The organism is Nitrospira moscoviensis, from assembly GCF_001273775.1.
In the GTDB taxonomy this organism is placed as follows: domain Bacteria; phylum Nitrospirota; class Nitrospiria; order Nitrospirales; family Nitrospiraceae; genus Nitrospira_D; species Nitrospira_D moscoviensis.
In genome coordinates, this window is record NZ_CP011801.1 from 1205283 (window position 1) to 1220750 (window position 15468).

12 protein-coding genes and 1 pseudogene are annotated in these 15468 nt (G+C 61.6%); 6 read left to right on the plus strand and 7 right to left on the minus strand.

All coding sequences use genetic code 11. The annotated features are described in order from the left end of the window. The first annotated feature begins 2 nt into the window (after positions 1-2). The 5 genes from NITMOv2_RS05945 to NITMOv2_RS05965 all read left to right on the plus strand — a co-directional run bounded on the left by NITMOv2_RS05945 (position 3) and on the right by NITMOv2_RS05965 (position 5230). The gene (locus tag NITMOv2_RS05945) at positions 3-518 is read left to right on the plus strand and encodes a nuclear transport factor 2 family protein (protein WP_238590478.1); all 516 of its coding nucleotides are present in this window, start codon (positions 3-5) and stop codon (positions 516-518) included. A gap of 47 nt (positions 519-565) precedes the next feature. Further along, on the plus strand, positions 566-1417 hold the full coding sequence (locus tag NITMOv2_RS05950; protein WP_053378998.1) for a CBS domain-containing protein: 852 nt from the start codon (positions 566-568) through the stop codon (positions 1415-1417). Positions 1418-1531: 114 nt separating this feature from the next. Continuing rightward, positions 1532-2707, plus strand: a complete 1176-nt coding sequence (locus tag NITMOv2_RS05955; protein ID WP_187299375.1) for a delta-60 repeat domain-containing protein — start codon at positions 1532-1534, stop codon at positions 2705-2707. 133 nt (positions 2708-2840) lie between these two features. After that, complete coding sequence (locus tag NITMOv2_RS05960) at positions 2841-4058, plus strand: hypothetical protein (protein ID WP_145976186.1); 1218 nt, start codon at positions 2841-2843, stop codon at positions 4056-4058. A gap of 251 nt (positions 4059-4309) precedes the next feature. After that, positions 4310-5230 (plus strand): PilZ domain-containing protein, encoded by a 921-nt coding sequence (locus tag NITMOv2_RS05965; RefSeq protein ID WP_053379001.1) that lies wholly within the window; start codon positions 4310-4312, stop codon positions 5228-5230. Between the two features lie 816 nt (positions 5231-6046). On the opposite strand, the pseudogene NITMOv2_RS24910 reads toward NITMOv2_RS05965, so the two are convergent. Together NITMOv2_RS24910 and NITMOv2_RS05970 are read right to left on the minus strand one after the other, a co-directional pair. Beyond that, positions 6047-6226: pseudogene (locus NITMOv2_RS24910) on the minus strand (hypothetical protein); the annotation flags it as partial. A 150-nt stretch (positions 6227-6376) separates the two neighbouring features. Further along, entirely contained in the window at positions 6377-8662 is a 2286-nt protein-coding gene (locus NITMOv2_RS05970) for a [protein-PII] uridylyltransferase family protein (RefSeq protein ID WP_083447789.1), read from the minus strand. A 67-nt stretch (positions 8663-8729) separates the two neighbouring features. Between NITMOv2_RS05970 and NITMOv2_RS05975 the strand changes: the two genes are divergently transcribed. Beyond that, complete coding sequence (locus tag NITMOv2_RS05975) at positions 8730-10454, plus strand: [protein-PII] uridylyltransferase family protein (RefSeq protein ID WP_053379003.1); 1725 nt, start codon at positions 8730-8732, stop codon at positions 10452-10454. 2 nt (positions 10455-10456) lie between these two features. Here the strand turns inward: NITMOv2_RS05975 and NITMOv2_RS05980 are convergent, their stop codons facing one another. The 5 genes from NITMOv2_RS05980 to NITMOv2_RS06000 all read right to left on the minus strand — a co-directional run bounded on the left by NITMOv2_RS05980 (position 10457) and on the right by NITMOv2_RS06000 (position 15378). Beyond that, complete coding sequence (locus NITMOv2_RS05980; protein WP_053379004.1) at positions 10457-11551, minus strand: ATP-binding response regulator; 1095 nt, start codon at positions 11549-11551, stop codon at positions 10457-10459. Between the two features lie 115 nt (positions 11552-11666). Continuing rightward, positions 11667-11945, minus strand: coding sequence for a hypothetical protein (locus tag NITMOv2_RS05985; RefSeq protein WP_238590479.1), 279 nt, complete (start codon positions 11943-11945; stop codon positions 11667-11669). Between the two features lie 215 nt (positions 11946-12160). Continuing rightward, on the minus strand, positions 12161-13798 hold the full coding sequence (gene groL, locus NITMOv2_RS05990) for a chaperonin GroEL (RefSeq protein ID WP_053379006.1): 1638 nt from the start codon (positions 13796-13798) through the stop codon (positions 12161-12163). 41 nt (positions 13799-13839) lie between these two features. Beyond that, on the minus strand, positions 13840-14139 hold the full coding sequence (locus tag NITMOv2_RS05995) for a GroES family chaperonin (protein WP_053379007.1): 300 nt from the start codon (positions 14137-14139) through the stop codon (positions 13840-13842). A gap of 240 nt (positions 14140-14379) precedes the next feature. Further along, on the minus strand, positions 14380-15378 hold the full coding sequence (locus tag NITMOv2_RS06000) for a sigma-70 family RNA polymerase sigma factor (RefSeq protein WP_053379008.1): 999 nt from the start codon (positions 15376-15378) through the stop codon (positions 14380-14382). Between the last annotated feature and the right edge of the window lie 90 nt (positions 15379-15468).

Genomic DNA, 15468 nt, shown 5'->3' on the forward strand with positions numbered 1-15468 from the left:
CCATGGAACGCATCGAGGCCATGTTACCGGAGACTGCCGGCTTGCCGGTGGAGGCGCCCAGACCGCCGCTGCCTCCGTTCAGCGTGACGACCGCCGTCCAGAAGGTCCGGATGGCTGAAGATGCGTGGAACACCCGCGATCCGCAGCGAGTCGCGTTGGCCTATACGGAGGACAGTCAGTGGCGGAACCGCGCCGAATTCATCGCCGGGCGCGATGCCATCCGTCAATTCCTGATGCGGAAGTGGAGCAGGGAATTGGACTATCGCCTCATCAAAGAGCTGTGGGTCTGTCATGGCAATCGAATAGCGGTCAGATTCGCCTACGAATGGCATGACGAGGCGGGCCATTGGTTCAGAGCGTACGGCAATGAAAATTGGGAGTTCGACGATCATGGGTTCATGCGGCGCCGCATCGCGAGTATCAACGATCTTCCGATCAAGGAGACGGAGCGGAAGTTTCGCTGGCCGCTCGGACGCCGTCCTGACGACCATCCCGGACTGTCCGAGTTGGGCCTGTAAGAAGATCCGGCCGGCGGTCTCTCGACCGGCCTGAAGGAGGGCGAACGATGCCGCATGGCATGACGGCGACGGGGCTTGAGCCGGATCGCGCGCTTGCGTTATCCTCCGGTCCAACCTGGGAGGGGCACAGCATGGGCAAGCGGGTTCGCACGGGATTGACGCGCGTCGATATTCTCGATCGCTACATCGAGCGGTTCAAGCAACAATTGGTGCGGTTTCAGCCGTTTCTCTCCCGGAAGCGGGCGACGGTCTCCTTGGAACAGTTCGACGAGGCGGCGGAGGACTTGATCAGCCAAGTCTTCGGCGCCGCGTCCGACGAGGCGGAGGCCTATCTGTACGCCAAGACCGGTGAATCGGCGCTGTTGCCGGAAGAAGCCCAGGAGAGCGGCACGCATGACGTGGAGCGGGAAAGCCTCCAACAGCGGCGGCAAGTGCTGGAGAGCTGCCTCGCGGACCTGGAACTGCGTCGGCGTGTGCAAAGTCAGCGGCAGAGCGCCCGCGAGGCCAACGGGGCGCTGCGCGGGACAGTGGAAGACTACATGTCGCATGACGTGCGCAGCATCCACCGGGCGGCGACGATCAAGGAGGCAGGGAGGCTGCTGCAAAAATATCGGGTCGGCTCGCTCTTGGTGGATGACGGCTCGCGGTACATCGGGATCGTGACCGATTCGGATCTGAGTCGCAAAGCCGTGGCCAAAGGGTTGGACCCCAATACGACCACCGTCATGGCCTGCATGAGCAAGCCGGTCGTCAGCATTGAAGAAACCGAACCCCTCAGCGAAGCCGTAGCCTTGATGAAGAAAGAGGGCATCCGGCATCTTGCGGTGACCGCCGACCGGACGATCATCGGCGTGTTGTCGATTTCCGACCTCCTCAGGGCCTACGAAGCCAACTCATAGCGCCGCCGGCCCCAGGGTAACCCGACGCCGCTACCAGGGGGTCTCCCAGCCTGCTTTTCCACTCGTTCCCTCTATAGTGCCACCCCGTCAACGGCCATGGAGGGAGCGACACTCATGCCAATGAAATCCGCCGTGCTCTGTATCGGGGCGCTCTTGTCGATCCTTACCATTACGTACAGCGGAGCGAGCGCCGATCCGAACGCCTTGCCGCCACAGCCAGGGTCGCAGCCGACGGATCCAACGAAAGCTCGGGGCGACATGGCGGCTCAGTTCAATGGACGGATCACCGCTAGGCTGAGCGTCCCCGACGGCGGCGGAGACATCTATGTCGCCGGAGAGTTCTCCGCATACCGCGGCAAGCCGGTTCTGCCGATCATTCGTATTCGGCCCGACGGCAGCCTCAATGACACGTTTCGGCCGGCGGAAGGAGTGTTCAAACGGATCGCCGCCATGGCGCCGGCCGACGATGGTAGCGGAGATGTGTATGTGGCCGACTATGCCGCGGAGCCGGCGCGGCATGCCGGGTGGCGATTCCGCAGCACCGTCCGGCGTCTCCATGCAGACGGGACACCGGACGAGCGATTCGTCGTCGCTACGTTCACCCATGACGACATCTATGTGCCTGATGCGCGTTTCGTGCCGGTGGTCACCGGCCTCGCGCCGGCCGGTGACGGAACAGGGCGGCTCTATGCCGCCGGGCGGTTCGGCGTCGTCCGGCTGAACCGCGACGGCAGCCGGGATGCGGCGTTCCGTTACGGAACGAGCGCGTGTCATGTCGTGCCGGCGAAGGACGGCACCGGACATGTGTACGTGACCTCCAATGAGCGGATTGCGGCCAGCGGCCGGCATGCGTCGCAACGCATCCTGCGGCTGAAGAACGACGGCTCCCGCGATCCGCGATTTAGCGCCGGCACCGGCGTCGCGCCGGCCTGGGACATCTTCGCCCTCGTTCCGGTGGAAGACGGCACAGGCGATCTGTTCGTGGGCGGCAGCTTCGCCAACTACGGCGACCCGAATCCGCGCGGCCGGCATGCGGTTCGGCTTCTCGCCAGAATCAACGCGGACGGTTCGCTGGATCGCACCTCGCCCAGCCCTCCGATCGACGAGCGCCAGGGCGCCGTCACGGCGCTCGCCAAAGCCGACGACGGCAGCGGCGATTGGCTGGTGACTCAAAACCAAACGACGATCAGATACCGCGTGGAGGGCGCCAGGGTGTCCGAAGCAGCCGATGTGGCCGCCACGCTGTCGTCATCGACCTCGCGCCATGCGCCGAGCGGCGCAGCCGACTAGGCCGCAGGCTCGCCCCGAAACATTACAAACATTTTACCGCTCGCTTACCCCCGGCGATTGATCGCGCTCGGGCTCCCGCTTACCATCCCCGGACATCATGCCGTGCCCGACGGATGGTCTGAAATTCCGGGCCATGCCTCGCGTCCTGCGATCGGCGCTGATGTGCGTGCTCGCTCTGGCGGCCACCGCGACGTGGGGAGGCGGGCAGGACGCGCCTCAGATCTCTCACCGGTGGGCTTCCTGGTTCTCCAGTCATGACGTGCAGACCGATACGAAGGCGGAAGCCGCCGCTCCGTACCAGGTGAATCTCGCCCCGACCTTCTATACTGCTCCGGTCGCGCTCGCCAGCGTGCGCAGTCTCACGCCGGACACCGCCCGTACGCAGGGCTTCCTCGGCTCGGCGACATGGCTCAAGGGAATGTTTTCTACGGAAATGGAAGTGGCGGCCAACCAGGAAGAGTCCGACACGCTCGTCAGCGGCCTTCCGGCGCAGGCGGGACCTCATCCTTCGGCCCGCATGATGCGGTTCGGCTTCACCGGCTCATCCGGGCCACTCCGCTACGGCATGACATACCGCGATGCGGGCCAAGCTTTTTACAATGCGCCGGATCAAGCCCTCAGAGAAATGTGGGGGGAATGGAAGCAGGGCGCGATCGGGCTTCGAACGGCTATCGGCCGGCAATGGAATAATCTCGGCGGCGATCCCACGCGCTCCCGCGTCGAACAGACCTATCAGCGGATCGGCCTCTCATGGAACACGCCGGCTTGGCCGAACCTTTCTCTGACCTATCAGCAGAATATGTTGAGGAGCGCGCTGGACCCGATCGGCGTCGCGCCGCAGAGATCGGGCAGCCATACGATCGAAGCGGCGCTCGGTTATACCGGGGTCTCCTGGACTGCCAGGCTGGCGTCCAGCTACGGGTTCTCGGCCGATCTCATTCGTCCGGGAGCGAAGAGTCGCGTCCAAACGGAAACGCTCACGGCGTCGTTTCGTCCGCTCACTACGCTGACCATCGCGCCGACGCTCGGCTATCGCGTCGAGCGGCAAGACTGGTCGGGTGTGCGGACCGATCAGCCTTCGGCCTCTCTCACGCTGCATTATAGGCAGAGCCGGTGGCTCCTCATCAGCGCGATGGGGAATTATTCCAGCATGCGATCGAGCGATCACCTTGTCGATCTGGAGAACATCGGCGGGAAGGGCATGCTCGCGTGGGAGCTTGAACCGGTACGAGACTGGACGCCGCTGCTTTCGTTGGAAGCCGGCTACAACTTGCAGGTCAATCGGCTGTTGCCGTCCACCCAAACCGAAGATCTTTCCGGCCTCCTCCGCCTCGTGCTGGCGAGGCTCTAATCTCCGCCTAAAATATCCCGCGCGCCCTTCCGGCGCTGGACCGTCGAGAGCGCCAAGAGGCCGGCGTTTTACCAATTCTTTACAAATGACACGTACCATTAGGAGCACTCTGTCGGGATCCTCCTTCTGATCTCGCCCCTGATAGATGAACGTAAGTTGTCGATATTGTTAGTATAAAATGAGGCTTCAGTCTTGCTCTAGCTCGTGCAGCTGTGTCGAGCGGTATGAGTTGCGACGAATGGAGGGCAGAGATGGACCAACAGAAGGCAGCAGTCGAATGTTATGAGCGCGCCTTGGTGCTGAAGCAGTTGCGCATGTTTTATCCCGCGATCGACGATTTCCGAAAAGCCGCAGCTAATCCCCGTTATGCCGGAAAGGCCCACGTGCAGATCGCACTGTGCTTGAAGGCCGCCGGTCGTCCTGAGGAAGCCATCATGGCGTTTCGGCAAGCCTTGGCGTCGCCCACGCTGTCCCCCGAAGAGCAGCGCCACATCCTCTACCACATGGGTCAGACATTGGAATCGTTAGGCCGGTATGCGGAAAGCCTGGAGGTGTATGGCTGGATCAGGAAAGAGGACCCGGGGTTCCGCGATGTGACGCAACGGATCAAACATCTCAGCTCGGGACGTGGGCCGGCCCCACAGCATCGGGGGGCCGTGCCGGTGTGGAAGAAGGATTTGGGCACGCTGGCGCGGGAATTCACGCCTCATATGGTGTCGTGGCTGGAACAGACCGGGGAATGGATGAAAAGCCAACAATTGTTCGGAAGCAAGAAACCTTCACATGCCGGCGAAGGTACCCAGGCGCCCAGCGGAAGGCCATATAGCCGGCCGGCGAAGCGGGATCGTACACAAGAGAGCCGCCGCCACCCCCGCGTGCCAGTGCGGTTGCGGAGCCACTTCTCGACGAAAGGCCGGATGCTGACAGGCGAAGGCGAGTTGCGGGATCTCTCCCCGTGGGGCTGTCGCCTTACCAGTCCTGTAGCGGTCCCTGTCGGAGAAAATTTGGAATGTTATATCTTTCCGAAAGACGAGGGCCGTCCCGTCGTTATCGACGGGGCGACGGTCCGCTGGATCAACTCGCATGAATTCGGTCTGGCCTTCACGAACGTGCGTCCGAACGTGCAGCGGCAGATCGCGCAGCTGTGCAGGACACAGACCGTTGTGGGGTAACCGATTTATTTAGGCCGAAGAGGGCAAGCGGCTCGATCCTATGGTGCGATTCAGTTAGTTCCAGGGATCATGCCAGGGATCCGGGGGGCCTTCAGGCTCTTTTGGCTCCCTCCCTGGTTCAGAAGTGCATGGGCGTAACATGTCCATAGTGCCTCCTTAGGTGGATCATATTAATCCTTCCACTCCCACCAATTCTTATAATTCAATCTATGCTTTATCGACCCAAAATGCTGCCGCGTGCCGGAATCGCAAGGTCTAATGATCACTTCTTTCTCAGAATAATCTTTCCACCGATAAGTTCTCTGCTGGGATTTGGTGATTCTTCATTTACGGTTTGGCCAGTTGGGATCTCATGGAGCGCGCGGATAATATCGTCCCTCTTTGTGTTTGAGACCCTTCGATCAAGGCTGTCGCGATATTGTACGAAAACATATGCTGAGTAGCCGGGAGCCCAAATTGCAACGAGATGGCAACGAGATGGTTTGGGACGGGGATTCCTCCTGGAGCCGGAAGCCAAAACCCCCATTGTCTTGTGCTGCCGATAGCGATCTTCCCCTGCTCGTTGGCTTTCGTTCGGACAAGGGTGGCATGGTTGCAGCTGAAGTCGTGGAAATCGCAGGCTAGGTAAACAACATCAGCGAGAGGAATTGGATTTCCTGAAGCAGCGTCCACGACTTCTGCCTCCAACCCTTCAGCTATTTTAAGTGGCCAAATGCAGCCTCCAAGGTTGAGTGCCAATGCAGCTAACAAGAGGGATTTCAACAGGAGCATAGGCTGACGTGGCGTCGCTGCGCACCGAAAGTTCAGATGTCCTCGTTATTTTTTCCGATTACTTTCTGCGAGCTGCCGAATACGATTCCATTCAGGACATGACAGCCTGGGGCGCCGTCGTGTAGCCGACGCGCACAAGTCCTGCAAATCGCGCGTGGCCGTGGCTTTTGAGGCTCCGGTGATCGACATGTATTTCTTGGCGCTCATGCCGCCTTCGAACCCTTCATGTGGGCCAGTCGGGCTGTTGCCAGTTATACGTCATGAGCCGATCATACACGGTATTTGGTTCAGGAGTTAATGAATCGTGAGCCGAATAGTGGAATCTTTCGGCTCACAGGCAATGTCGTTGGAGGAAAGTGTAAACAAGGGGAGGTGTTACAGCGCCCCAAACGTCCGTTCAAAGAACGTCTTGGTGTGCCTCATCTGCTCCTCAATATCCATCTGCAAGTGCCTCGCGCCGGCTTGCCAATCGTCCGTCGTGTAGCCGACGCGGCGGGCGAGGAAAATGAACTCGTCGGAATCGGGTGGGGGCAATACTAAATCCTTGGCGTTGCCGCGGACCATGCGAAGCCCGTCGATGAGCATTCTCAGAAAGTAATAGGCCTTTCGCAAATTCTCGCCGTCTTGCCGGCTCACGAGGCCGGTTTCGACCAGGCCCGACAGGGCTTGCATGGTGTTGGGCGTCCGGAGGATCACATGCTTGTGCCCGTGCATGACCTGCAGATACTGCACGGCATATTCGATGTCGATCACGCCGCCGGGGCTGTGTTTCACGTTGATGGTGCCGGGCTTGACGAACTGTTTCACTTGCTGCCGCCGCAAGTCCAACGCCGTCGCGATGTCCCAGGATTCGCCGCTGTAGACGAAGCGATCGCGATGGGCTTCCACCTGTTTGCCGAGTGCGGCGTCGCCGGCGACGTGGCGGAGCTTGATCATGGCCTGCCGCTCGAAGGGTGCGGCAAGTCCGGTCGAGCTATAGTAGCTGGTGATTTCGTCCAAGGGATTCGCCAGCGAGCCTTTGCCGCCGTGGGGGCGCAGCCGCACGTCGATGTGGAAGATGCCTTCCTGCTTGGCCTCGATCCACTGCAGCAGTTCCTGGGCGAGCCGTTCAAAGTATTCGCTGTTCTCGATGGCTTGCTTGCCGCTCGTCCGTCCGGCGCCGCCGTAGACGAACAGGACTTCGATGTCGGAGGCGTAGCCCAATTCCCGGCCTCCGAATTTGCCGGCGCCGCAGATCGCGAAGGGACAAGGCTTTTTGTCGGCCGACTTGGGCATGCCGTAGTCTTTCTTCAGCTTCGCTTCGCAATCCAGCAGGCTGCGCTCCACGATGACTTCCGCCAGCTCGGTCAGCGCCAGCGAAAAGTCGGCGAGGCCGGTGGCCGGCTCGACGATGTGCTTCATGTCGATGCGAAACAGCTCGCGGTCCTTGAATTGATTCAGGGCGTCCTTGCGTGCCTCCAGCGTCCTGGCTTTGCCGACCGCTTTGTCCAATTCCTTCCGGAGGAAGGCTTTCGGTTTGATCAGCGGCGCATCACGATAGTCTTTGAGCAGCGGCAATAAGTTGCCGTGCTGCCGGCGCAAGAAGTCTTCCCAGAGAAAATCGCTGGCGCCGAGCAGGCGGGCCAAGAGCGGAAACGTTTTCTTGTCGCTCAAAAATGCCAGTGCCTGTTGCTGGTCCTTGCCGCTCCGCTCCTGCACGGTAAGGTCTAAGAACTGGTCGAAGGCTTCCAGCGCCTTGGCCGGGTCCGGGGCCCACGTCAGGGCATGGGTGAATTGCTTGATGAGGACGGCGGTGAGGCGCAGCTGCTGCTGGTCGTGCGGGTCGGTGATTTTCTGGCCGTGGCGGTTGCGGACGTAAAACCGGTCGTGCAGCTTGCCGCCGTCAATTTCGAATTGGGCCTTGGCGATATAGACGTTCCGCATCGCCAGCGCGTTGGCGAAGGCGTAGAGAAAGGCCGGCGTGTCGTCCGACTTGATGTCCATGATCGTATCCGTCGGCGATTGGCTGTTGTCGAAGGTGATCTGCACCATATGAAGGAGGCCGCTGAATGAGCCGCGGCGCTTGCCGAGCTGCTCCACCAGTTGGCGGTTTACGGCCTGGCGCGCGTCTTCCACACGGCCTTCGTGCAGCAGACGCATCATGGCGGACAGCTCGTCCGCCAGCCGGCGCTGTTCGTCCGGTCCGAACGCCACGCTGCGCACCGGTTGCACGCGAAAGACATCCACGATTTTCTTCCGGCTCAGGCCCGGGCGGCTTCGGCCGGCCGCGCTTCGGGCAGGCGGCGCCTGCGACTGATCCATAAACGTGAAAATCTGCCCTTCTTCGATATTCAACCCGGACGCCGAGAGCAGCCCGCAGATCGTGGCGAATTCGGAGAAATAGTCGTAGGCCACGACGGTGATGTCATACCGTTGATCCCCCTGCTCCGTGATCGCGACTTCGCAGGGGCGCTCCGGCGTCAGGCGCGCGGCGAGGCGGAGATGGCGGATCAGTGCCGTCTGATCGAAGCGCCGGAAGTACTCCGGATCCATGCGGCTGATGAAATCGTGCACGATGTCCGGAGGGATGTCCGGGCAGAGCGGTTCGACGGCGCTGCGCAGGGCGTTGCGATCGACCACGGGGAGCGACATAGGCAGCGAGTATACCTGAAGGCGCTTCATTGTGCGTAGATCATCGCGCCAGTATAATGCCGCGCCAATAGAAGTGATGCGTGATGAGTGAAGCGTGATGCGTGATGGAAAAAAGGCGGGCGCGAAGCCGGCTCCGCTGCCCGTGAGGCCGCCCTTGAGCAGACCGGACCCCCGGCCGGTGCTCCTGGCCCCGGAGCGGCAAGCCGATCAGCTCAAGGCGATCCTGTCGGCGTACAACCTTCGCGACTGCGACCAGGCCGACCGGAATCTTCAGCTCATGGCCGGCGATCCGCACCAGCGGCGGCAGCTGGCCGACATTCTCCCGCTGCTGCTCGACGCGATTGCGCGGACGGCGGATCCCGACCAGGCGCTGAATCATTGGGAGCGGCTGCTGGAGGGCGTCACCCGATCGTCGTTCCTCGAGTATCTGCGCAGCAGTCCCCGGATGCTCGACCTGCTGTGCACGATCTTCGGCAACAGCGATGCGCTCGCCTTTACCGTCATCCGCGATCCCATGCTGATCTATTGGTTGGCCGAGGAAGACGTGCTGAGCCGGCAGCCGGTCCGCGCGGCGATGGAGGAGGCCCTCCGCAAGACGCTCGGCCAGCTCACGGTCACGGAGCTGAAGCTGGAAGTGCTGCGCCGGTTTCGGAGGCGCGAGATGCTGCGCATCGGCGTGCGGGATCTGCTGCGGTTGGCCGGCGTGCCGGAGACCACGGCGGCTCTGTCGGACCTCGCCGGTCTGTTGATCCAAGCGGCCTATGACGTGATCGACGCGGATCTCCGCAAGCAATACGGTGTCCCGATGCACAAGAATCGCCGAGGCCGGTGGGTGAAAACCGGTTTTGCGGTGATCGGCATGGGGAAGCTCGGTGGGCACGAGCTGAACTACAGTTCCGACGTGGATCTGATTTATGTGTACGAGTCGCATGACGGGGAAACCCGCCAGCCCGGGGGCAAACAGGCCGGCAAGCCGGCGGCCGCGGGCATTTCCAACGAGGAATATTTCGAGATCCTCTCGCGGGAATTGACGAAAGCGCTGACCGAGCAAACGAAAGAAGGCTATGTGTTCCGTGTCGACTTGCGCCTGCGGGCGGAAGGGTCGATCGGCCAGCTGGCGCGCTCGCTGGACGAGTATCGACAATACTATGCTACGCGTGGGCAGGTGTGGGAACGCTTGGCACTGCTCAAGGCCTGGCCGGTGGCCGGATCGATGGAGGTCGGCCGGTCGTTTGTGAAAATGGCGAAGCCGTTCATCTTCGGCGCCGCCGCGGCGCGCGGCGATCTCGGTGCGGCCCTGGCGGTCGTGCGGGACGTGCGGGCGGTGAAGGAGATGATCGACGCGAAGATGGCGGATCGGGGGCACGAGCGCCGAAACGTGAAGCTCGGCACCGGCGGCATCCGGGAAATCGAATTCTTGGCGCAGACGATTCAGGTCTTGGCGGGCAGGACTATTCCCGGGCTCGTCGATCGCAGTACCCTCCGGGCGCTGGACCGGTTTCTCCGGTATCGGCTGATTTCCACGCGCGAGCGGGACGACCTGCGGGCGGCCTATCTGTTTTTACGGGATGTCGAGCACAAGCTGCAGATGGTGCATGATCTGCAGACACACGCCTTGCCGGAAGGCGGTGAAGAGCTGGAGCGGTGTGCCGTGCGCGCCGGCTATGATGCCGCCGATCGAACCCGAGGGGCGGCGGCCTTTCGCGCCGATCACCGGCGCCATACGGGCCTGGTGAACCGCGTCTTTCGATCCTTTTTTTATGAGCCGGATCGGTCGCCGATCTTGAAAGCGACCCTGCGCCTCTGTCGCGCCGGACGGTAGAGCTATCGGGCGCTCACGATCGCGTCGTGGAGATGGCTCGCGGCGCGGTCTTTCGTCAGAAATTTCGCCGCGCCGGCGGAGATCATCGCCTGTTCGATCTGACTGGAGTCCTGCACCGAGATCCCGATGACCGCCGTCGATGGCAGGTCGCGCTTGATCTGCCGAGTGGCGGCGATGCCGTCCAGCCGTGGCATGTTGATGTCCATCACCACGACGTCGGGATGGCGGGTGCGGGCCAGTTTGACGGCTTCCATGCCGTCGCCTGCTTCCCCCACGACTTCCAAGTCGTGGTAGTGTTCCAAGATACTCCGCAGGCCTTCCCGCACCATCGCATGGTCGTCCACCAGTAAGACACGTAACCGCTCCGTCGTCTCCGGCTTGCCGTCGGACAGATCCGCCTCGGGCGGAGAGCCGATGGGGATGAGGAGTGTCACGCTGGTTCCCTGGCCGGGGAGGGAGCGCACCTCCATGCGCCCGGTCAGCTTCGCCATCCGTTCTTTGATCGTGAACAGGCCGAACCGGCTGTCAGGATCGCCCGGCTGCTCGAGCTCGTCTGTTTGGATGCCCCGGCCTTCGTCTTTGACCGTGACACTGAGGTGGCCGGTCGGCTGATGCGCCACCGACAGCGCCGCGCGCCTCGTCCCGGCATGCTTCAGCACATTGAAGAGAAGCTCACGGACCGATTGAAACAAGATGATGGCTTGGTCGGAGTCGAGCCGGGGCTCCTTCGGGGTCGGGTGCAACGATACGGCCAAGCCGTGCTGCCCCATCCTGTTGGCCAGCCACTGCAGCGCCGGCTGGAAACCCTGTTCGTGCAGCACCGGCGGAGTCAGGTTGACGGCCAAGGACTCCGTGAACTTCAAGGCCCGATCCATAATCTCGTCGATGTCCTGGAGCAGCGCGCCGACACTGGCCGTGGTGGTTTGCCGGATCACATGTCCCAGCTTCATGCGGCCCAGCTTGAGGGGCTGAGTGAGATGGTCTTCCAACTCCCGGGCGATGTGCCGGCGCTCCCGTTCCTCCGCCACCGCCAGTTCGGCCGCGAGCGAACGCAGTTTCTCGCGCGACCGCTGTAGTTCCTGAGACTGCTCAGCCATGTGTCGATTGATGGTGCGTCGGTGTGCGCCGGTTGATGGAGCGCTGGACGTTCTAGCTATCGTACCGAACGCCGCTGAAGATGGATAGCCGAGGAAAGGCGGTAGTGAGAACGCCTCAAGGAGAAGGTGCGTCGGCATAACGCACGTCGCGCTCGCTGGCGAGCGAGAGATAGGCTTCGCCCCATTGCTGTGGATCGTCGAGGCTCCAGGGACGGTCGCTTGATGCCGGTTTGAAGCGCAGTCCGTGGATTCCCCCGTACACCAGGTGGGCCAATCCGGATCCCGAGTCTTCGACAAGTTGGGCATAGGCGGGACAGAGCGGCGCCTGTTCGTTGTCGCTCCACCCGGTGACCCGATACCATTCGCCGGAAGGATTGCGGTCGTAGAGCTTCACGTGCGTTATCGGCCGCGCGGGGCCCGCTGCTTTGAAGCGTCCAAAGAAACTGGTCGGGCAATTTTCGCAGGACTCGACTTCGACAATCATGGGCCATTGTACCGCGTACCGCCGCCAACGGCTCAAAATACGAAGGGCCCGGCGGTTTAACCGCCGGGCCCTTCTTTCCGACCTCGGAGCTACCGGCTATCAGCCGTGAGCTCTTGAGGCTTAGCTTAGTACATCCCTTCCATGCCGTGGCTGTGGCCATGGCCGCCCATCGCCGGTTCCTTCTTCTCTTCAGGAATCTCGGTGATCATGACTTCAGTCGTCAGCATCAGGGCTGCCACGGAGGCCGCGTTTTGCAGCGCCGTGCGCGACACCTTGGTCGGATCGATGATACCGGCCTTGATCATGTCCACGTACTCTTCCGTTGCCGCGTTGAATCCGGCGTTGACATTCTTGTCCGCCCGGACCTTCTCCACGACGACGGAGCCTTCGCCGCCGGCATTGGCGACGATCTGGCGGATGGGCTCTTCCAACGCCCGACGGACGATATTCACGCCCACCTGCTGCTCGGGAATGAGCTTGAGGCTGTCCAGCGCCGAGACGCAGCGTAGATACGCCACGCCGCCGCCCGGCACGATGCCCTCTTCCACCGCCGCCTTGGTCGCGTGCAGCGCGTCCTCGACCCGGGCTTTCTTTTCCTTCATTTCGGTCTCGGTCGCCGCGCCGACGTTGATGACGGCCACGCCGCCCACGATCTTGGCGAGCCGTTCTTGTAATTTCTCGCGATCGTAGTCGCTGGTGGTCTCCTCGATCTGGGCCTTGATCTGCTTCACGCGGCCCTCGATCTTCTTCGGGTCGCCGTAGCCCTCGACGATCGTGCTGTTGTCCTTGTCGATCGTCACGCGCTTCGCGCGGCCGAGGTCGGTCAGCTTCACGTTCTCGAGCTTGATGCCGAGGTCTTCTGAGATCACCTGGCCGCCGGTCAGGATCGCGATGTCCTCCAGCATGGCCTTGCGGCGATCGCCGAAGCCCGGCGCTTTCACGGCCGCCACGTTCAAGGTGCCGCGCAGCTTGTTGACCACGAGGGTCGCGAGCGCCTCGCCTTCGACCTCTTCCGCGATGATCACGAGCGGCTTGCCCATCTTGGCCACCTGCTCGAGAATCGGAAGCAGGTCCTTCATGCTGCTGATCTTCTTTTCATTGATGAGGATGAGCGGCTCTTCGAGCGAGCACTCCATCCGCTCGGCGTTGGTGACGAAATAGGGGGAGATGTAGCCGCGATCGAACTGCATGCCTTCGACGACATCCAGCGAGGTCGTCATCGACTTGGCTTCCTCGACCGTGATCACACCGTCCTTGCCGACCTTCTCCATCGCTTCCGCGATCAGGTCGCCGATCGTCTTGTCGTTGTTGGCGGAGATGGTTCCGACCTGGGAGATCTCGGTCTTGTTCTGGCAGGGCTTGCTGAGCTTCTTCAGCTCGGCGACGACGACTTCGACGGCCTTGTCGATGCCGCGCTTGATTTCCATCGGGTTCGCGCCGGCGGTGATGTTCTTCGCACCTTCGCGGTAGATCGCCTGCGCCAGCACGGTGGCGGTGGTGGTGCCGTCGCCTGCCGTATCGCTGGTCTTGCTCGCGACTTCGCGGACGAGCTGCGCGCCCATGTTCTCGTAGGGGTTCTTCAGTTCGACTTCCTTGGCGACGGTCACGCCGTCTTTCGTAATGGTCGGAGCCCCGAACTTCTTGTCGAGAATCGCGTTCCGGCCCTTCGGCCCGAGCGTCGCCTTCACGGCGTCGGCCAGCTGGTTGACCCCCTTGAGAATGGAGGCCCGAGCCGCCTCGCTGTACAACAGTTGCTTTGCCATATGCTTCCTCCCTTTGATTCAGTCGTCGTCGTGGATTGCGGTTAGCTGGCGAAGATACCGAGGATGTCTTCTTCCTTGAGGATCAAGCATTCCTCGTCCTCAATGCGAAGCTTGCTGCCGGAGTATTTGTCGAACAGGACTTGGTCGCCGACCTTGACGTTTTCGACCTTCTTGCCCACGGCCTGGACCACGCCCCGCTGCGGCTTTTCCTTGGCTGAATCCGGCACATAGATCCCGCCGGCGGTCCGCTCCAGCTCCTCGGTGTAGGTGACGAACACCCGGTCACCCAGCGGCTGGAAGCCCTTGGCGACGTTCTTCTTCTCCTTCGCGGCTGTGCTCATAACAGACCCTCCTCCTGCTGATGAAGTTAACTCTGACAATGTGTTGGCGATTGTGGACCGATGCGCCCCGAGCAGTGCGGAAACCCTCGCCTTTCAAACTCGGGGTAGAGATAGTTTCGGGCCCTTCCAAGTCAAGGGCCCCGGCCAAAAAAATCTTGGCCGGTCCTCCCCATGCGGAAAGAGCATCCTAACCCATTGAGTTTTCGTATTGCTACTAGAATAGTAGGGCTGAGGAGGTGCTCATAACCGGTCGAAATCCTTCACGTCCTTCTTCATGTACTCGCGCAAGCGCTTGATGATGCGGGCTTCCAACTGGCGGGTCCGCTCCTTGGTAACGCCGTATTTGGCGCCCAAATCGTCCAACGTCAGCGGGGTTTCGGAAAGGAGCCGATTGCGGAGAATATCTTCCTCCCGCTCATCGAGCGTTTTGGTGAACTCGGCGAGTTTTTTCCGGAACAGCACCCGCAGCTCATTGTCGGCGATCTGGTCGTCGGCGGCGACCTGTTGCGAGGGGAGGATATCGAGCAGCGTACTGTCCTGCTCTTCGCCGATCGGCTGATCCAATGACAGCTCCCAATTGCCGAGCCGCTGATCCATCTCGATCACGTCCCGTTCGCGGACGTTGAGCCGGTCCGCCAGCAATTTTGTATCGGGCGCGAAGCCCTCCCGTTCCAGCTTCGACTTTTCTTTCTTGAGGTTGTAGAACAGCTTGCGCTGATCCTGCGTCGTGCCGATTTTCACCAGGCGGAAATTATTGAGCAGGTAGCGCAAAATATAGGCGCGCGACCACCAGGCGGCGTAGGCGTAGAAACGCACGTTCTTCGTCGGATCGAACTTCTTGATGGCTTGCATGAGGCCGACGTTGCCCTCTTGGATCAAATCCAAGTGGTCCGCGCCCGTGTGCAGATATTCGCTGGCGATCGCCACGGAGACGCGCAGGTTCGCGAGGATCAATTTCACGGCCGCCTCGCGGCTCCCTTGCGTGCGATACTCGTGGAAGAGCATGAGCTCCTCTTCCTTGGTGAGATAGGGATAGCGCCGCACCTCGGCGAGATACTGTTGCAGGCCGGTGGCGGGGACAACGGCCGTGCTCTCGGCCTTCGCTTGGCCGTCGGCCGACGCATCGCTCAGCGGCGCGCCGGCGGGGAGTTCGACGGCCAGTTCCTCTACCGAGGGCTCCAGCACTTCCGGCTCGACCGCTTCCTGACTCTTCTCTTCTTTACGGTTGCGTGTGGCCATGGCCGATCACTGACTATAGCAGAAGGGTGCAGGAAGCCAAAAGTTGGAGTGACAGGCGGCGAGTTGCACGAAAGAAAGTGCGTCGCCTAT